The organism is Bradyrhizobium barranii subsp. barranii (genome assembly GCF_017565645.3).
Classification (GTDB): Bacteria; Pseudomonadota; Alphaproteobacteria; order Rhizobiales; family Xanthobacteraceae; genus Bradyrhizobium; species Bradyrhizobium barranii.
Genome location: NZ_CP086136.1, coordinates 7,958,077 through 7,976,303, shown reverse-complemented (window position 1 = coordinate 7,976,303; position 18,227 = coordinate 7,958,077). Strand labels below are relative to the sequence as shown.

The 18,227-nt window shown below is 65.8% G+C and carries 11 protein-coding genes and 2 pseudogenes; 8 read left to right on the top strand and 5 right to left on the bottom strand.

The features are described from left to right. The first annotated feature begins 76 nt into the window (after positions 1 to 76). The 3 genes from J4G43_RS38805 to J4G43_RS38795 are packed head-to-tail and all read left to right on the top strand — an operon-like array spanning position 77 to position 3,974. Complete coding sequence (locus tag J4G43_RS38805) at positions 77 to 1,108, top strand: TRAP transporter substrate-binding protein (RefSeq protein WP_208088152.1); 1,032 nt, start codon at positions 77 to 79, stop codon at positions 1,106 to 1,108. A gap of 22 nt (positions 1,109 to 1,130) precedes the next feature. After that, positions 1,131 to 2,984: a TRAP transporter large permease gene (locus tag J4G43_RS38800; RefSeq protein ID WP_208089530.1), complete on the top strand. Its 1,854-nt coding sequence runs from the start codon at positions 1,131 to 1,133 to the stop codon at positions 2,982 to 2,984. A 12-nt stretch (positions 2,985 to 2,996) separates the two neighbouring features. Then, the gene (locus tag J4G43_RS38795; RefSeq protein ID WP_208088151.1) at positions 2,997 to 3,974 is read left to right on the top strand and encodes a hydroxyacid dehydrogenase; all 978 of its coding nucleotides are present in this window, start codon (positions 2,997 to 2,999) and stop codon (positions 3,972 to 3,974) included. A gap of 155 nt (positions 3,975 to 4,129) precedes the next feature. On the opposite strand, the gene J4G43_RS38790 is transcribed toward J4G43_RS38795, so the two are convergent. Continuing rightward, complete coding sequence (locus J4G43_RS38790; protein WP_208088150.1) at positions 4,130 to 5,296, bottom strand: ABC transporter substrate-binding protein; 1,167 nt, start codon at positions 5,294 to 5,296, stop codon at positions 4,130 to 4,132. A 287-nt stretch (positions 5,297 to 5,583) separates the two neighbouring features. Here J4G43_RS38790 and J4G43_RS38785 point away from each other — a divergent pair, with 287 nt between their 5' ends. The 4 genes and pseudogenes from J4G43_RS38785 (at position 5,584) to J4G43_RS38770 (ending at position 13,115) form a co-directional block, all read left to right on the top strand. Then, complete coding sequence (locus J4G43_RS38785) at positions 5,584 to 8,007, top strand: bifunctional diguanylate cyclase/phosphodiesterase (RefSeq protein WP_208088149.1); 2,424 nt, start codon at positions 5,584 to 5,586, stop codon at positions 8,005 to 8,007. Positions 8,008 to 8,237: 230 nt separating this feature from the next. Further along, a complete protein-coding gene (locus J4G43_RS38780; RefSeq protein ID WP_208088148.1) occupies positions 8,238 to 9,539 on the top strand; it encodes an MFS transporter in 1,302 nt (433 codons plus the stop codon). 156 nt (positions 9,540 to 9,695) lie between these two features. Beyond that, positions 9,696 to 12,280, top strand: a pseudogene (locus tag J4G43_RS38775) (EAL domain-containing protein). A gap of 292 nt (positions 12,281 to 12,572) precedes the next feature. Then, positions 12,573 to 13,115, top strand: coding sequence for a hypothetical protein (locus J4G43_RS38770; RefSeq protein WP_208088147.1), 543 nt, complete (start codon positions 12,573 to 12,575; stop codon positions 13,113 to 13,115). Between the two features lie 94 nt (positions 13,116 to 13,209). On the opposite strand, the pseudogene J4G43_RS38765 reads toward J4G43_RS38770, so the two are convergent. The 4 genes and pseudogenes from J4G43_RS38765 to J4G43_RS38750 all read right to left on the bottom strand — a co-directional run bounded on the left by J4G43_RS38765 (position 13,210) and on the right by J4G43_RS38750 (position 16,766). Then, positions 13,210 to 14,125 (bottom strand): annotated as a pseudogene (locus J4G43_RS38765) (MBL fold metallo-hydrolase). Between the two features lie 92 nt (positions 14,126 to 14,217). Next, complete coding sequence (locus J4G43_RS38760) at positions 14,218 to 15,423, bottom strand: NAD(P)/FAD-dependent oxidoreductase (protein WP_208088146.1); 1,206 nt, start codon at positions 15,421 to 15,423, stop codon at positions 14,218 to 14,220. A gap of 129 nt (positions 15,424 to 15,552) precedes the next feature. Further along, the gene (locus tag J4G43_RS38755; protein WP_071910478.1) at positions 15,553 to 15,843 is read right to left on the bottom strand and encodes a hypothetical protein; all 291 of its coding nucleotides are present in this window, start codon (positions 15,841 to 15,843) and stop codon (positions 15,553 to 15,555) included. Positions 15,844 to 16,154: 311 nt separating this feature from the next. Beyond that, positions 16,155 to 16,766 (bottom strand): TetR/AcrR family transcriptional regulator, encoded by a 612-nt coding sequence (locus tag J4G43_RS38750; RefSeq protein WP_166101723.1) that lies wholly within the window; start codon positions 16,764 to 16,766, stop codon positions 16,155 to 16,157. Positions 16,767 to 16,895: 129 nt separating this feature from the next. Between J4G43_RS38750 and J4G43_RS38745 the strand changes: the two genes are divergently transcribed. Next, on the top strand, positions 16,896 to 18,125 hold the full coding sequence (locus J4G43_RS38745) for a cytochrome P450 (RefSeq protein WP_208088145.1): 1,230 nt from the start codon (positions 16,896 to 16,898) through the stop codon (positions 18,123 to 18,125). Positions 18,126 to 18,227 lie beyond the last annotated feature (102 nt).

The following is an 18,227-nucleotide window of genomic DNA, read 5'->3' as shown; positions in this document are numbered from 1 at the left end:
TGGCCATACAGTCCGCGCAACAGGCCGCGGCAGCGATCTCGGCCGTAAACAAGAATATTCGGGGAGAGACCGCGCCATGACCATCGTGCCCGTGAGCCGTCGCACGTTCATCAAGTCGTCGACGGCGGTCACCGCCGGCCTCGTTCTCTCTCCTGCCATCATCGGTCGCGCCGAAGCGGCGACGCTGAAGCTGAAATGCTCCTCCTCGCTGCCGAACGATCCGAAATACGCCAACGGCCGCGTCTACTACGACAACCTCGTCAAGAACCTGAAGGGCAACGGGCTCGGCGAGCAGGTCGAGGTCGCCTTCTTCCCGGACAACCAGCTCGGGCAGGAGATCGACGTCATCAATTCGGTGAAGCTCGGCGTCATCGACCTCATGGTGTCGGGCTCGTCGATCTCGGCCAACCTGGTCCCGCTGGTCGGCACCTTCGACCTCGGCTTTCTGTTCTCGAGCTTCCCGCAGCAGACCAAGGCGTTCGATTCCGGCGCCGCCAAGCCGATCGAGGACGCGCTGCTCAAGAGTGGCAACATCCGCATCATCGCCTGGGCCTATAATTTCGGCTCACGCAGCGTGCTCGCGAGGAAGCCGGTGAAGACGCCGGAGGATCTCGCCGGCCTCAAGATCAGGACGCTGCCGAATCCGGTGATCACGGAATGCCTGCGCCTGATGGGCGCCGCCGCGACGCCCCTGGCCTTCGGCGAGATCTACACGGCGCTCCAGGCCGGCGTGCTCGACGGGCTGGAGCACGATCCGCCGACGATCCTGGCCAGCAAGTTCTTCGAAACGGCAAAATTCTACGCGCTGACGCAGCACAATTTCTCGCCGCTTGCGATCTACTTCAGCGACGTGACCTACAACCGCATGGATCCGAAGCTGCGCGAGGGTTTCCTCGATGCCGCCAAGAAGGCCGCGGCCGACACGCGCGCCCACGGGCTTGCCGTCGAGAAGGAGGCGCTGACGGCTTTGACCGAGAAGGGCGTGACGGTGGCCGAATGCGACCGCGAAGCCTTCAAGAAGCGCGTCGCGCCGCAGCACGAGAACTTCATCAAGGCGCGGCCGGAGTCCAAGCCGGTCATCGACATCATCCGCGCGACGCAAGCTTGAGATGACCAAATCTGAACTGACCATGACAGCCGCCGTGCCCCTCTCAGGCGGCCGCCATGGGAGCGTTACGCTGCTGCTTCGCCTCAGCGACGCGATCGCGGCGATCCTCCTGGCCGCCGATCTCGTGGTCGTCTGCGCGTCGGTGCTGCTGCGCTTCTGCTTCAATGCGCCGGTCGAATGGTCTGACGACGTCGCGCGCGGATTGATGGTCGGCTCGGCCTTCTTCGGCGCGGCGAGCGCGCTGGCGCGCGGCGAGAATGTCGGCGTGTCCTTCTTCCGCGATCTGCTGCCGGTGCGGCTGCGCACGCTGGTGGATGCCGCGAGCGCGCTTCTGGTCGTGCTGATCTCCGGCTATGTCGCCTACAACGCGATCAAGCTGGGATCATTGACTTCAGGCCAGACCACCGGGTCCGGCCTGCCGCTGGAGCTGACCTTCTACCCGATGGGCATCGGCGCGCTGTTCATGACGGTGTTCGCGATCGACCAGCTCTGCGCGCGGCCGCTGCCTGACATCGTCAGGGGCCTCGTTGCGGTCGTCATCGTCAGCGGCCTCTATCTCGCCTGGGATTATCTGTCGCCGTCCACGGTGCCGTCAGCGGGTACGCTGATGTTTATCGGCTTCTTCGCAACCCTGTTCGGCGGATTGCCGATCGGGTTCGCGCTGGCGCTGGCCGCGCTGATCTTCATCTGGGTCGAGGGCGCGCTGCCCGGCGTGATCTTCGCCCAGCAGATGGCGCGCGGCATCGACAATTTCGTGCTGCTCGCGATCCCCTTCTTCATCCTCGTCGGCTACCTCATGGAAGCCAACGGCATGTCGGTGCGCCTGATCGAGCTGTTGCAACGCGGTGTCGGCCGTATGCGCGGCGGGCTCAACGTCGTGATGGTGGCGTCGATGGTGCTGTTCTCAGGCATATCCGGTTCGAAGATGGCCGACGTCGCCGCGGTCGGCTCGGTGCTGATCCCGGCCGCACGCCGCTCGAAGCAGAATCCGGGCGGCGCGGTGGCGTTGCTTGCCGCATCCGCGGTGATGGCGGAAACCATTCCGCCCTGCATCAATTTGATCATCCTGGGTTTCGTCGCGAACCTGTCGATCGGCGGCCTGTTCGTCGCTGGCCTCCTGCCGGCGGCGCTGATGGCGCTGGTCCTGATCGCGGTGTCCATCATCTTCGGCAAGCGGCCGGCGGATACCGAGGACGTTGCGCCGCAGATGCCGGTGTCTGGCCTTTGGAGCGGCGCGATCGCCTCGTTCGGCCTGATCTTCATGATCTTCTTCGGCTTCAAGAGCGGCTTTGCGACGGCGACGGAGATCTCCGCGTTTGCCGTGGCCTATGCGCTCGTCGTCGGCAGCGTCGTGTTCCGCGAGCTCACCTTTAAGTCGGCCGCACACAGCTTCGTGCAGGGCGCGACGCGTGCGGGGCTCGTGCTGTTCATCGTCGCCGCCGCGCAGTCGCTGGCGTTCACGCTGACCCTGCAGCAGGTGCCGCACGCGGTCGGCGACTTCATGTTGGGATTGTCCAAGACATCAGGGACGTGGCTGTTCATCCTGCTCGCGATCGGCGTGCTGATCGTGATGGGCTCGGTGTTGGAAGGCGCGGCCGCGTTGATCATCTTCGGGCCGCTGCTGCTGCCGGTGGCCGTGCAGCTCGGTGTCGATCCCCTGCATTTCGGCGTCGTGCTGGTCATCGCAATGGGCATCGGCCTGTTCGCGCCGCCGCTCGGGCTCGGACTCTACGGCGCCTGCCTGATCGGCAACGTGCCGATCGAGCAGACGGTGAAGCCGATCATGGGCTATCTCGGCCTGTTGTTCCTCTGCCTGCTCGTCATAGCCTTCGTGCCATGGCTCTCGACCGCGCTGCCGCGGGCATTCGGCTACTAAGGGAGTCCTGTCTTGAAAGTGTTGCTCGCCCATACGCCGGAGATGCGTCGCAATTACTACGGCGACCGCAGCCTGAACGGCCTGCGGGCAGCCGCCGAGGTGATGCTGCACGAGAGCGACGATACGCTGGACGCGGTTACCCTCGTGCGTGCGGCGAAAGATGCGGACATCATCGTCGCCGATCGCATGACGGAAGGGCGCGGCGAGATCTTCGCGCAACTGCCGCGCCTGCGTGCCTTCGTCCGCTGCGCCGTCGACATCCGCAACGTCGATGTGGAAGCGGCCTCGAACGCCGGCGTGCTCGTGACCCGCGCCGGGCCCGGCTTCGTGCAGGCGGTGGCCGAGCTTGCGATCGGCTACATGGTCGATCTCTCCCGCGGCGTGTCCCGGGCGACGGCGGATTACCAGGCCGGCCGCAAGGTCGAGGCGCGGATGGGCCGCCAGCTCGCCGGCAGCCGGATCGGCATCATCGGCTATGGCAGCATCGGGCGCTATCTCGCCGAAATCGCCAAGGTGATGCGCATGGAGGTGCTGGTCTCCGATCCCTTCGCTGATGTCAGCGACGGTTCGATCCGGCAGGTCAGTCTCGACGAGCTTCTTGGTGCCTCCGACTACGTCGTCTGCCTCGCCATCGCCAACGAGCAGACCGAGAAATTGATCGGCGAGGCGGCGCTGGCGCGCATGCAGAAGCATGCAGTGTTCATCAATCTCTCGCGCGGCAATCTCGTCGACGAGGCCGCGCTGGCGAGGGCGCTGCGCGAGAACCGCATCGCCGGCGCGGCGATGGATGTCGGCCGCGCGCCCGATCAGATGCCGAGCCCGGAGCTGGCGAGGCTTCCCAACGTTGTCGTCACGCCACATGTCGGCGGGCTGACGCCACAGGCGATCGAATACCAGTCGCTGGAAACGGTGCGGCAGGTCGAGGCGATCGTCAAAGGCGAGGTCCCGCAAGGCGCAGTGAACGCGGAGTGCTGGACGCGCCGGCCTTGAAGCTGCGGAGCTAACGCAAGTTATACAGTCGCTGTGCGCACCAAAGCTTCCGCATCGTCATGGCCGGGCTTGACCCGGCCATCCACGCCTTTGCCTGCGATGCCAAGAACGTGGATGCCCGGGACAAGCCCGGGCATGACGACCTCCTGCTGCAGCTAAAGCCGATCCACCGCCCTGAACGTTCCGTCCTTCTGGATCACGGTCAAGAACACCTTCGGCGGCGCGTCGGTCATGCGCGCGCCGACGGTGACGATGCTGCCGCTGATGTCGAAGCGGCCGACGTCGTTGATGGCGCGCAGGAGGCTCGCGCGGGTCGGCTGCGGCCCGGCCTTCTCCAGCGCCGCGGCCGCGAGGCGGCCGGAGAGATAGCCTTCGAGCGACACGAAGTCCGGTGTCAGCGTCGGGTCGAACGCCCTCTGCGCCGCCTGGTAGTCGGCGACGAGCTTTTGCGAGCGATCCCAGGGAAACGGCACGACCTGCGAGACGATGACGCCTTCGCCGTCGGGGCCGAGCTCTCGGGCGAGCGCATTGGCGCCGACGAAGGAGATATTGACGAAGGTCGGATGGAAGCCGCTGCGATGCGCGAGCTTGATGAATTCGGCGCAGGGACCGTAGGTGCCGACCATGACGATGGCCTCGGGCTCGGCGCGCTTGATCATGCGCCAGGCCGAGCCGACCGCGCGGGTGTTGCGCTCGAAGGTGCCTTCGGCGGCGAGCTCGAGGCCGCGCTTGGCAAGCGCGTTCTTCACACCGGCAAGGCCGTCGCGTCCGAAGGAATCGTCCTGGTAGAAGATGCCGATGCGGGTGAAGTGGCGATCCTCGGTGAGGTGCTTGACCCAGGCCTCCGCTTCAGCGCCATAGCTTGCGCGAATGTTGACGACGTTCGCAAGCTCGAGGTCGCGCAGGAATTCGGCACCGCTGAACGGACCGATGAAGGGAATGTTCCTGGTACTGGTGATCGGTATCGTCGCCATCGCGGTCGGCGTGCCCACCGCGCCGATCAGCGCGAACACCTTGTCGTCCTCGATCAGCCGCAGCGTCTGCGCCACCGAGCGGTCGGGATCGTAGCCGTCATCGCGGCTGATGAGCTGGAGCCTGCGGCCGTGGACGCCGCCCTTTTCGTTGATCTCGGTGAATGCCGCGACGATGCCTTGCCGCATGCGCTGTCCGAGCGCGGAGGAGGGGCCTTCGAGCGCGGCGGCCTGGCCGAACAGGATTGTATCGTCGCTGACGCCGACCTCGTCGCCTTTCGCTGCAGGATTGGCCGCGGCGAGTAGCGCGACGGCCAGAGCGACGCAGGCCGCTGATCGCGATCGTGTCATGAGGATGTTTGCCGGATAAGGGAATACCTGCCGGAAACGATAGTCCCGTCGCCCTGAACAGCTCGCTAACCCCCGATGTAACGGTGCTCCGTAAGAGTCCGGGGAAAACCGGCAAATTACTCCCACAATGGGCCCTGCTTGCAGGCCAATCGTTAACTAAGCCGCGCAATCTGCGACGACCCGGTTCTGAAATTGTGCGGTTCTTAACCCCGATCCTTGTCCGATAGCAGTTCCGGCAGCTCAACCAGAAGTGGGTTGCCGCGCCGAGGGGGACTTGCGGGATCAAGATGGGCGGTCGGGGTCAGAACGATCAGGATCGGGAACGTAGGATCGGATGGTGGCGCGCCGCGCCGCTGCTCGGACTCTATCGTCCTGCGCTCGTCGCAGTCGGCGTCGGTCTTCTGTTCTCGCTCGTCGGCGCCGCCGCCGTGGCGCGATGGGAAGACCGCGTCAACAGGATCGAGTTCGAGAACGCCGCGGAAACCGAAGCCATCGTCATGCAGAACGGCATGAGCGAGTACATCTCCAGGCTCGTCGCGCTGCGTACGCTGTTCGAATCGACCAACGAGGAAATCACCCGCAGCGAATTCGAGACGTTCAGCTCCCGGCTGTTTGAACGTCATCCCGGCATGCTGCGCATCTCCTGGCTGCCGCGCGTCAACCGCAAGGAGCGCGCCGAATACGAGGCCGCCGCGGCCACGGACGGCGTGTCCGGCTATCGCATCAAGTCGCTCCAGGGCGAGACCTTCGCGACCGCGCCGCAAGCCGATGAATATTTCCCGGTGTTCTACTCGACCCAGCCGAAGACGTCGTCGGTCTACGGCATGGATTACGCGACCGTTCCAGAGCGCCGCGCAGCCCTCGAGCGCGCGCGCGACAACGACCGCGTCGCCGCCATTCGCACGCGCCTCTACGAACCGAAGGAGGGCGGCCGGCAGCCCGACGTGCTCGTTGCCATTCCCGTCTACGCCAAGGGAACCTCGCGCGAGGCGGTGGCGGACCGGCGCCGCAATCTGGCGGGCTTCGTCGTCGGCGTCTTCGACCTGCCGCTGCTGATCCAGTCCATTCGCGTGACCACGGGAGCAAGCCCCGCAATCAGCGTGAACGTCTATCCGCCCTTCACGGGACAGATCGTCAGCCTGGAACAAACCCTGCCGGACTATTCGTCGGCCGCCACGTCGCCGCAGTCGATGGGGGACGTCGCCCGGGCGCTGCACTGGTCGGGCAGCCTCAAGATCGGGGATACCGACTGGCAGGTGCGCGCCATGCCAACGGCCGGCGGTTCGCTGGAGACGGCCTACGACCGCGCCGTTGCCGTCATCGTCGTCGGCATGCTGCTGACGCTGTCGCTCGCAACCTATCTCATGCTCGCAAGCCGCAACTCGCGGCGGCTGTCGCTGGCGAACCGGCGGGTGCTGGAGCTCGCCCAGACTGATATCCTGACCGGGCTGCCGAACCGCGCCTTCTTCCTGACCCGGCTCGACATGATGAACAGCCAGTTGAGCGTGCGGGGCCTGCCGTTCGCGATCCTGATGCTCGATCTCGACCGCTTCAAGAACGTCAACGACTCGCTCGGCCACGGTGCGGGCGATGCGCTGCTGCGCCAGGTGGCGCTGCGGCTGAGATCTGCGCTGCGCGCCACCGACGTGCTGGCGCGGCTCGGCGGCGACGAGTTCGCCATCATCCAGGAGGCTTGCGACGATCAGCGGACCTGCGCGACCGAGCTCGCCGCGCGGATCGCGAAGCTGGTGGCCGAGCCGTTCCTGCTGCCGGGCCATCGCGTCGAGATCGGCACCAGCATCGGCATCGCGATCGCACCGGACCACGGCAGCGACCAGGAGCAGTTGCTGAAGAAGGCGGACCTCGCGCTCTACCGCTCGAAATCGGCCGGCCGCAACTGCTTCACCATCTACGACGAGGCGATGTCGGCCGAGCTCGAGGCCCGCAATACGCTGGAAGGCGATTTGCGCGATGCCATCGCGCAGTGCCAGCTCGAAGTGCACTATCAGCCCTTTATGGACGTCGCCAGCGGTGGCCGTCGCGGCTTCGAGGCGCTGGTGCGCTGGCGGCATCCGAGCCGCGGCCTGATCCCGCCGGACCAGTTCATCGGGCTTGCCGAGGAAACCGGGCTGATCGTGCCGCTCGGCGAATTCGTGCTGCGGCGCGCCTGTGCGGACGCCGCCGCCTGGCCATGCGATCTCATGGTTGCGGTGAACCTGTCACCGATCCAGTTCAAGGAAGCCGAGCTGTTCGAGACGATCTGCGCGGCGCTGGCAGATTCCGGCCTGGCGCCGCAGCTGCTGGAGATCGAGATCACCGAGTCCGTGCTGCTCGAACGCGGCGTCGAGAACCTCGCCTTCATGGAGCGGCTGAAGCACATCGGCATCGAGCTCGCGCTCGACGATTTCGGCACCGGCTATTCCTCGCTGAGCTATCTGACCACGTTCCCGTTCGACAAGATCAAGATCGACAAATCCTTCATCCGCAACCTCACGCATCAGCCGCGCAGCTCCGCGATCATCGCCTCGATCGTGACGCTCGCACGCGGACTCGATATGTCGGTCACCGCCGAAGGCGTCGAGACAGCTGAGGAGTTCGAGCGGCTGACGGCGCTCGGCGTCAATTTTGCGCAAGGCTATCTGTTCCCGCAGCCGGTCGACCAGATCGAGTTCGACGCGCCCGTCCGGGCTTCGCAGCGCGACGCTGCCTGAGCGCGAGCCTCGCAACATTTGAACATATACGTGAGGTCGTCATGCCCGGGCTTGTCCCGGGCATCCACGTTCATTGTTCCGCGTAGCGAAGACGTGGATGGCCGGGACAAGCCCGGCCATGACGATGTGGCAACTTCTGCGACCCGCCAAGAAACACATTCGCGAAAATCACTTGACCCAGGCGGCCCTGGATGGTCGGTAGCACCATCTAGGGATGAAATAAGCACAACATGCGGCTTCCGTTCTTCTACGGCTGGGTCGTGGTCGCGGTGACCTTCGTGACCATGGCGATCGGCGTCAACGCGCGCACCGCGTTTTCGCTGTTCTTTCCTCCCATCATCTCCGAATTCGGCTGGGAACGCGGCGTCACTGCCGGCGCGTTCTCCTTCGGCTTCGTCGTGTCGGGCATCGTCAGCCCGCTAATCGGCCGCCTGATGGATCGCGCCGGCCCGCGCGCGGTGATGGAGCTCGGTGTCGTGCTGATGGGCGGCGGACTGCTGCTCGCGCCGCTCACCAGCACGCCCTGGCATCTCTACGTGACCATCGGCGTCATGGTCGGCGCCGGCTCGGTGTGTCTCGGCTATTCCGGCCAATCGCTGTTCCTGCCGAACTGGTTCATCCGCAAGCGCGGCTTCGCCATCGGGGTTGCCTTTGCCGGCGTCGGCATCGGCTCGGTGACGCTGCTGCCCTGGGTGCAGCACATGATCGAAGAGACCGGCTGGCGCACCGCCTGTACCGCGATGGGACTGCTCATCCTCGTCGTGCTGGCGCCGATCAATCTGTTCCTGCACAAGCGGCCCGAAGACATCGGCCTCCAGCCGGACGGCGATGCCACGCCGGCGGCGGGCGCGGCGACACCGGTCTCCAACATCGTCGATCCCGTCTGGGTCGGCACCGACTGGACGCTCAAGCGGGCGGTTGCGACCGCGCGCTTCTGGTGGATCGCGCTCGGCTATTTCAGCGGCTTGTACATCTGGTACGCGGTGCAGGTGCACCAGACCAAATTCCTGCTCGACATCGGCTTCAGCCCCGGTGTCGCGGTATGGGCGCTCGGCATCGTCAGCCTGCTCGGCATTCCCGGCCAGATCCTGCTCGGCCACGTCTCCGACCGGATCGGGCGGGAATGGGTATGGGCGATCAGCTGCGCAGGCTTTGCGATCTGTTTCGCGGCGCTGATGGCGCTGAAATTCCAGCCGTCGCTGTGGCTGGTCTATGTCATGGTGTTCGCGCAAGGCGCGCTCGGCTACGGCCTCACCTCGATCATGGGCGCGGTGGTGTTCGAGATCTTCCAGGGCAGGCACCAGGGCAGCATTTTTGGAACGATCATGCTGGCGGCCCTGGCCGGCGGCGCGGCGGGTCCCTGGCTCACGGGTTTTCTCTATGATCGCACCGGCGACTACACGCTCGCCTTCGCCATCGCCATGGTCGTGAGTGGACTGTCGGCGCTCTCGGTCTGGCAGGCCGCTCCCCGCAAGGTGCGGGCGGTGGCCGGCCGGCTGCACAAGCTCAAGCCCACAAGCGCGGCCGAATAGGTTCCGAATGCATCGGATTGTCTTCGCAGCTTTCGCGAGCCGTTAATCATGTCGCGTCTTGGCCGGACGCGACCCGGTTGCAAAAACGTCTTGGACACCATCGCGGCGCTAGCCTCGGCCCCCCTTGCCATCTTCCCGATGCATCCGGGTCCAACGATGTCTGCCGCCGATTGTCCCATGACAGAAATTCCGGACGTGCTGCTGGCTGCGCTCGAATGCGCCGACGGCGGCATCGTCATCGTCGACAGCGCGCGTCGCATCACGCATTTCAATGCCGGTGCAGAGCGGATCTGGAAACTCGCGCGCGCCGAGGCGCTCGGCCGCGACGCCGAACTTCTCACGCTCAAATGCCTTCAGGCCGATCCGGTCGCGGAGTTCCGCGACGAGATCAGCCTCGTGCGGCGCGACGGCACCCGGATCCGGGCGGCCATCTCGCTGTCATCCGTCACGCGTGGCGGCGTCAACCATCACGTCGTGTTCGCGCGTGATGTCACCGCGGAGGCCGAGCGCCGCGTCAGAATCGGGCTTCTCCACGCCGTCTCCGACCAGACCAACCGCGCGGTGCTCATCACCGACACCGAGCAGAACATCGTCTACGTCAATTCGACCTTCGCGACGCTGTTTGGCTACACCAGCGAGGAGGCCGAGGGCCGCCGCGCAGGCGCGCTGATCGCCGGCCGCCACACCGATCGGAAGGCCGTCGCGAAGCTCGTCAAGCGCCTGATGACCGGCGGCGGCCGCGGCGAAATCGAGACGCTGGTCTACAACAAGGACGGCGAGGAGATCTGGGTCTGCGCCCGTATCGACGTCTTCCGCGACAAGAAGGGCCGTGCCAGGCACATCTTCGCGCTGCTCGAGGACATCACCGAGACCAGGCAGCTGCGCTCGCTCCAGCAGCTCATCATGAGTGCGCTGGCCGACGAGGTTCCGATCACCGATATCGCCGACAGGCTGTGCCGCCGGGTCGAGGAGATCGCGCCCGACGTGGTTTGCTCGTTGCTTCACGTCGATGCCGCAGGCCTCGTCCATCCGCTCGGCGGCCCCAGCCTGCCCGAGGACTATTCGCGTGCGCTGGACGGCATCGCGATCGGTCCGAATGTCGGATCCTGCGGCACCGCGGCCTTCTACGGTGAACCGGTGCTGGCCGAAGATCTCGACACCGATCCGCGCTGGCAGCCCTACAAGACGCGTCCGCTCGAAGTGGGCCTGCGCGCCTGTTGGTCGACACCGATCAAGGCCAAGGACGGCCGGGTCATCGCCACCTTCGCCTTCTATTTCCGTGAACCGCGCGCGCCGAGCAACTGGCACCGCCGCATCGTCAACGCCTGCGTCGACCTCGGCGCCTTCGCGATCGAGCGCAAGGAAGCGCGGGCGGAGATCGCGCGGCTCGCCTATCACGACATTCTCACCGGGCTGCCGAACCGCGCGCAACTGCGGCACCTGATCACCACGGCCATCGATGCCTGCCCGACCGGCAGCCACGTCGCGCTGGCCTTCCTCGACGTCGATCATTTCAAGGACGTCAACGACACGTTCGGCCACGCCGCCGGCGATGAGCTGCTGATCCAGCTCGCGCAGCGCCTGCGCGAGCAGATCGGCCCTGAGGACATGCTGGGACGGCTCGGCGGCGACGAGTTCGTCATCCTGCTGCCGCAGCGCAACGCCGAGAGCGCCGAACGCGTCGCGGCCGGGCTCACGGAGGCGCTCGCCGCGCCGCTGCGGCTCGGCTCGAGGCAGCTGCAGATGTCGGCGAGCATCGGCATCAGCCTCTATCCCGACCATGCGACCGACATCGACACCTTGATGCAGCAGGCGGATGCGGCCATGTACATGGCCAAGCAGGCCGGCCGCTCCACCCATCGCATCTTCAGCGCCGAAATGAACGGGCTCACCGAGCAGCGCCTGGCGCTGATCGCAGCGCTGCGCCGCGCCATCGCCGAGGGCGCGCTGACCTCAGCTACCAGCCGCAGATCAGCAGTTGCGACGGTGCCGTCCACGGCGTCGAGGCATTGGCGCGCTGGCATGATGCCGTGCTCGGCGACGTCTCGCCGGCGAAGTTCATCCCGCTCGCCGAAGAGTGCGGCCTGATCGAGCAGATCGGCCTGTGGTCGGTGCGTGAGGCCTGCCGGCAGATGGCGGACTGGCGCCGCGCCGGGCTCAACATTCCCAGCGTGTCGGTGAACCTGTCGCCGATCAATTTCCGCAACGTTACGCTGGCGGCGCGGCTCAAGGACATCCTCGCCGAATACGATCTGCCGCCGGATGCGCTGATGCTCGAGATCACCGAGGGCACGTTCATGCGGGACAGCGTTGCCGCGCTGGAGACAATGAACGCGATCCGCGAGCTCGGCGTCGGGCTTTCCGTGGACGATTTCGGCACCGGCTATTCCAGCCTCAGCCGGCTCGCGCATCTGCCGATCCGCGAGCTGAAGATCGACCGCAGTTTCATGCGCGACATCGAGAGAGACGCGGGCGCGCTCGCGGTTGCCACCGCCGTGGTGCGCGTCGGACAGGGCCTCGGCATGACCGTCGTCGCCGAAGGCGTCGAGACCGAAGGCCAGCGCAAGACGCTGGCCGAGCTCGGCTGCGACGTCGTCCAGGGCTTCCTCTACGCGCCCGCGCTGCCGCCGGTCGCGTTCGAGCGCTGGCTGATCGAGCACTGCGCCGAGCAGGCGAGGGCGATGCTGGGGCGGCTCGATGTTACGCCGGCCGGTCGCGACGCGGTGAAGCGGTCGGCATAGTCGGCTCCAGGGCGTTCGCGCACAATCCGGCAGTCATCCCTTTCAACGGGTAGCTCCAGCCCCGTCCCCAGCCCCAGCCGATGATCCGCTGGTCGGATTTCTGTTTCTGGATATTTCCAATTGCCGATCGGCAATACCGAGCAACCGGAGCGGCGCTCTGCCAAATGCTCCGCGCCAGCTCCCGTTCCTACCACCGCGCAACCGGGCAAATCCAACTGCCAGGGCGAACTCAGGACTGGATGGGACTCGGGGCAACGTCACCTCGGGTCCGCCAAAAGCACGGAAAGCCACCATGACCTCGATTTCTGCGCTCTCCTCCCATCACCACCGCTCATCACCGTTGCAACTGCTGCAAGACGAACTGCAAACGGAAGTCGGTTCCGGCGCGATCGATGCGTCCGATCAGTCGGCGCTGTCGGCCGCGCTCAGCAGCATCGGCTCCGCGTTGCAGTCAACCGGCGCAAGCGATCAATCCGGCGGCGGGACATCTTCGCCCGACGCCTTCGCGTCGAAGATTAATGGCCTCATCCAGCAGCAAGTGTCGGCCGGCAAGCTGACGGACGAGCAGGCCACCGAGCTGCAAGGAATTTTCAAGGCGGCGCTCTCGCATGGACCGCACGGAGCGGGTGGACCGCCGCCGGACGGGCCACCGCCATCCGGCGAGCCTCCGGACGACTCGTCAAGCGGCAATTCGACGGCGGAGCTGCTGCAACAGTTTCTCCAGCAGCTGAAAAGCTCGCTTGCGGACTCGACCTATAGCGCGACGAAAGCAGGCGATACGACCAATGCGAACGATCCGTCGTTGTCCGGCGTCCTGATCAACGATCGGATCTGATATCGGCGGCGCGCCGCGCTGACTCGGTTCGCCGCATCGAAACCAGGGCCCGCCATGAATGCGCGCCCTGGTCTCACGTTGGCTCAGCGAGCGATCAGTAATCCCAGAACACCGGCACCCAGCGAAAGGCGTCGCCGGCGACCGCCACATGGCCGACGGACGGGAACGGCATGTGGGTCGCCACCAGCATCTCGCCGCTCGCGGCAATCTCTCGCAACAGACCGACCCGAACGCGCGCCGCCTCCTCGGGGTCGTGTTCGAAACCGTTGTGCCAGTCGGGTTGATCGAATCCGACGGCAAACACGGCGTCGCCGGCGAACGTCAGCCCGTCGCCGCCGGATGCCACGCGAACCACGCTGTGTCCGGGGGTGTGACCGCCGGTGCGACGAACGACGACGCCCGGCGCAACCTCGTGCTGCTCGTCGAACTGCCGCAACTGACTTCCGTACTCCTTGACGAACCGTTTGGCGGTCGCCCGAAGCGCGTCCGGAAAGCCCGGCGGCATGGCGGTGTGGGAGAAATCGGGCGCCTCCCAGAATTTGACCTCGGCGGCCGCCACGTGGATCCGCAGGTCTTTGCGCAGCCGCTCCTTCACCCCATCGACGAGCAGTCCCCCAATGATCCATGTGCAAGTGAGTCAGCACCAGATCGGTCACGGACGAAAGGTCGATGCCGGCTGCTTCCAGTCGCCTGATCAACTGGCCGGCGCGCGGCAAGTGCAGATCCGGGTCGGACCCCAGTCCGGCGTCGATCAAGATGGTCTTGTCCCCGCTGCGCACCACGACCACATTCAACGCCCAGTCGAAAGCGTCCTGCGGCAGGAACATGTCGTGCAGCCAGGTCGCCCGGACGGCCGGGTCGGCATTGTGCGCCAGCATCGTGGTTGGCAGCGGCAGCACGCCGTCGCTGACCACCAGCACGTCGATCTCGCCGACCTTCAGCGCGTAGCGCGACGGAACGAGCTCTTCCGGCTTCGATGTCGCGGGGTATGAGGTGTTGTGCAGGTTCATGTTGGTCTCCTGTTTCAAGGTAGGGCTCCCGGCTGGACTTGGTTGAGCAGGCCGCGCAGCCAGGGAGGTGCGGCCGTGATCGTTTCGTGCTTCTAGAGGCTCGTCACACGCTCCGGATCGGCCGACGCGAGCGCTGCGGCACGCTCGGCGCGGGGCGGGTAGATCCAGACCGTGTTGATCTCCTGCTTGGTCTTCTTGGCGACGTCGCCGACCATCTCGACCTTGCGCTCCCAGCCGCGCGTGAACAGCGCGCCGGCTTCGCCGAGATCGAGGCAGGTGACGTAGGCCTTCTGGTGATACGGCCTGGTCGGGACGCGCAGGAGTTCGGCTGCCGCATTGTTGCCGGCAAACGCGCCCATCCGCGTGGCGTGCTGGCACGACATCAGCGCGTAATTGCCCTCGTCGTCGCATGCGGCCCGCGCGGCATCGCCGGTGGCGAAGACGCCCGCGATGCCGGGCACGCGCAGATCGCGGTCCACCAGCAGCCGGCCGAAATTGTCGCGCTCGGCGGGAATCTGCGCTGTCAGGGGCGCGGCGCGAATACCGGCTGCCCAGACCACCGTCTCGGTTTCGATGTGTTCGCCGGTCGACAGCGTCACGCCGGATTTGTCGAGCGAGGCAACGCCGGTGCCGAGCCTTGTCTCCACGCCGAGCTTGCGCAGCGCTTGCTCGATGACCGGGCGGGAGCCTTCGCCCATGTCGGGAGCGATTGCGCCGTTACGCTCGACGATGATCACGCGCGTTCTGGCGTTTTGGCCGAAGATGGCGCGCAGGCGCGCGGGCAGCTCGGTCGCCGCCTCGATGCCGGTGAAGCCGCCGCCGGCGACCACGACCGTGTCACGTCCATTGACGGCCGGCCGGTCGGCGAGGCCATGCAGATGCTTGTCGAGGGCAACCGCATCGTCGAGCGAGTCGACGCTGAAGCCGTGCTCGGCAAGGCCGGGAATGTTGGGTCGGAAGAGGCGGCTGCCGGTAGCGATCACCAGGCGGTCGTAGGACAGGGTCTTGCGGGTGCCTTTGGGAGTCGAGATCTGCACCGTCAGCGCCTCGGTGTTGACAGTCTCAGCGCTCCCCTGGATGTAATCGACGTCGATCGCCTTGAGGACATCGAGCAACGGCGCCGTCAGGGTTTCCGGATTCGGCTCATAGAGCCGAGGGCGGACCACCAGCGTCGGCTCGGGTGCGATCAGCGCGATCTCGAGCTCTTCCGGCGAGACGCCCTGAATGTCGCGCAGGCGGGCGGCGGAGAGGGCGGCGTACATGCCGGCGAAGCCGGCGCCAATGATGAGCAGTCGCATGTGGTTCACTCCTGGATTTGGTTCTGGGGTTGTTGGTTCGAAACGCGCGCCGTCGCCGCCGCTCGATGCGAGCAGTGCCTGTTGCGAGCGATGATGACGCGAAGAGGTGAGACGGAGACCGCCGGGCCCTTACGGCGCGGTGCAGTTCGGCAGCGAGGACAGCAGCGCAGGGCCTTCACATCCAGCGCGGCAACTTCGCGGGCCCGATGGCCAGCCGCGCAGGGCGACCGGCAGCGCAGGTTTGTTGGTCCAGCCCCGATCGATCAGGATCGACGTCGAGACCTTGGCGTCTTGTGCGATCTGTGGCGGCGCCTCATCGGCCGTCGGCGAGGTGAAACGCACGGTCAGTGAAAGCCCGTACATGAGCGCCGTCGAGACGGCCTTCCGCCGTGGCGCGATTGCAAGCCGTTTCCTGTCCATCGTTTGTCTCCGTCCCCATGATGTGACGTTGCGATGTTTAGCCAACCGGATCGTCGACTGCGCCAGAGCGATTGCCGTCCCTGTCGAGAGATTGCTGCTAACCCACGCGCCTGCGCCAATCGCCCGGCGCCTAGCCGGTCAGCGGCGCGGAGGCCCGGCGTATTTCCCGAAGCGGCCATGCCTTGTCCGATCCTGCTGCAAGCAGGCGCACGTTTTCAAAAACGCACGATTGGGGCGGGCGGGGAGTTGTCGGAGAATTCAACGCCGGTCGGATGACGGTCCGGTCGTGGGCCTGATATCGGCGATCCAGGCTAGTTCGACGACAATCCGGTCCTGCGCCTTAAATCCGTGATCGCGCGCAGAAAACTGTCGGCCGGCGTCGTCTCCGGATCGATCAGGCGGTGCAGGCGAAAGCCGTCTTCCAGCGCCAGCACGACGGAGGCCATCCACGGCGGATTCAGCGTATCGTTCCTGCCGTTGCTCTTCAACGTGGCCTCGACGATGTCGGCCACCAGCTTGCGCCGCGCGCGCAGCCGCTTGGCAAGCTCCGGGCGGCGTTTCTCGGCGCGCGCGACGAACAGGATCATCTCCATGTGCAGGAGGGGCGAGCGGCCGAGCGGGTCTTGCCGGCTGCGATCCATCGTCTTCAGCGCCGCGATGAAATCGTCGAGATTGTCGTGCTGCGCGAGGATGTCGAGGTTGCGCCGGATCGACTGCTCGACATGATCCTCGAGCATGGCGATGATCAATTCGTCTTTGCTCTTGAAGTTGGAATAGAATGCGCCGCGGGTGAAGCCCGCGGCGGCCGCGATCGCCTCGATGCTGGCGCCGCCGATGCCGTCCGCCTCGAACACGCGCGCGGCTGCCTCGAACAGTTTGTCGCGCGTGTCGTCCCTGGTCGGCCTGGTTCTCAGCCTTGACATCGGCGCAGGTTAGGGCAGAATGCAACTCGATACAACAATGTATCGAGTTTATAATCCTGGGGATGGTTACGCCGCGCGCAAGGGGACTGCCGGCGTATTCGTGTCATGCGGCAACCGATTGAGGTCACCATGAACGAGCAAGTGCAACCCGCAGGCGGACCGCTGTTCAATCCGCTGTCGCCGGACTTCATCCGCGATCCCTATCCGCATTACGACCGGCTGCGCACGATCGAGCCGATCCATGTGACGCCTTTCGGCCAGTTCGTCGCCAGCCGCCACGCCGACGTCAGCTTGGTGATGCGCGACAAGCGCTTCGGCAAGGACTTTGTCGAGCGCTCCAAGCGCCGCTACAGCCCTGCCATCATGGACGAGCCGGTATTCCGCAGCATGAGCCACTGGATGCTGCAATCCGATCCGCCCGACCACACCCGCCTGCGCGGCCTCGTCGTGAAAGCCTTCACCGCCCGCCGCGTCGAGGACATGCGGCCGCGGATCCAGGAGATCGTCGACCAGGCCATCGATGCCGTGATCGAGCGCGGCCACATGGACCTGATCGAGGATTTCGCCTTCCGCCTGCCTGTCACCATCATCTGCGACATGCTCGGAATCCCCGAGGATCATCGCGAGACCTTCTACAACAGCTCGCGCGATGGCGGGCGGCTGCTCGACCCCGTGCCGCTGACGCCGGAGGAGATCGCGAAGGGCAACGCCGGCAACCGGATGGCGCAGATGTATTTCCAGCAGCTGTTCGAGCTGCGCCGCCGCAATCCCGGCGACGATCTCACCACCCAGCTGGTGCAGGCCGAGGAAGACGGCCACAAGCTCACCAACGAGGAATTGACCGCCAACATCATCCTGCTGTTCGGCGCCGGCCACGAGACCACCGTCAATCTGATCGGAAACGGCCTGCTCGCGCTGCACCGCAATCCGGATCAGCTCGCGCTCCTGAAGGCGCGGCCCGAGTTGATGGTCAACGCGATCGAGGAATTCTTGCGCTACGATTCCTCGGTGCAGATGACCGGGCGCGTGGCGCTGGAGGACATTGCGGATCTCGGCGGCAAGAGTATCCCGAAGGGTGAGACCGTGCTGTGCCTGCTCGGCTCGGCCAACCGCGATCCGGCGGTCTACCCTGATCGCCCCGACCAGCTCGACGTCACCCGGCCCAACGTCAAGCCGCTGTCGTTCGGCGGCGGCATCCATTTCTGCCTGGGCGCCCAATTGGCGCGCATCGAGGCCGAAATCGCCATCGCGACGCTGTTGCGGCGGCTGCCGGATCTGCGCATCGACGACGTCGAGAACCCGGAATGGCGGCCGACCTTCGTGCTGCGCGGCCTGAAACGCCTGCCGGCAAGCTGGTGATGGCCGGCGGCGTTAACCTCCGCGCGCAACAGTCGCTGTGACTTCGCCACACTTCCCTTTATATAAGGGGCTGTTCCGGCGCGCCTGAGGCCCTCAGGTTTG

Coding starts and splice junctions, on each gene's coding strand:
- J4G43_RS38790 (WP_208088150.1), bottom strand. CDS start 5,296: ATGACACGATCGCGATCAGCGGCCTGCGTCGCTCTGGCCGTCGCGCTA.
- J4G43_RS38760 (WP_208088146.1), bottom strand. CDS start 15,423: ATGCGACTGCTCATCATTGGCGCCGGCTTCGCCGGCATGTACGCCGCC.
- J4G43_RS38750 (WP_166101723.1), bottom strand. CDS start 16,766: ATGTCAAGGCTGAGAACCAGGCCGACCAGGGACGACACGCGCGACAAA.
- J4G43_RS38745 (WP_208088145.1), top strand. CDS start 16,896: ATGAACGAGCAAGTGCAACCCGCAGGCGGACCGCTGTTCAATCCGCTG.
- J4G43_RS38780 (WP_208088148.1), top strand. CDS start 8,238: ATGCGGCTTCCGTTCTTCTACGGCTGGGTCGTGGTCGCGGTGACCTTC.
- J4G43_RS38800 (WP_208089530.1), top strand. CDS start 1,131: ATGACAGCCGCCGTGCCCCTCTCAGGCGGCCGCCATGGGAGCGTTACG.
- J4G43_RS38755 (WP_071910478.1), bottom strand. CDS start 15,843: ATGGACAGGAAACGGCTTGCAATCGCGCCACGGCGGAAGGCCGTCTCG.
- J4G43_RS38770 (WP_208088147.1), top strand. CDS start 12,573: ATGACCTCGATTTCTGCGCTCTCCTCCCATCACCACCGCTCATCACCG.
- J4G43_RS38785 (WP_208088149.1), top strand. CDS start 5,584: ATGGGCGGTCGGGGTCAGAACGATCAGGATCGGGAACGTAGGATCGGA.
- J4G43_RS38805 (WP_208088152.1), top strand. CDS start 77: ATGACCATCGTGCCCGTGAGCCGTCGCACGTTCATCAAGTCGTCGACG.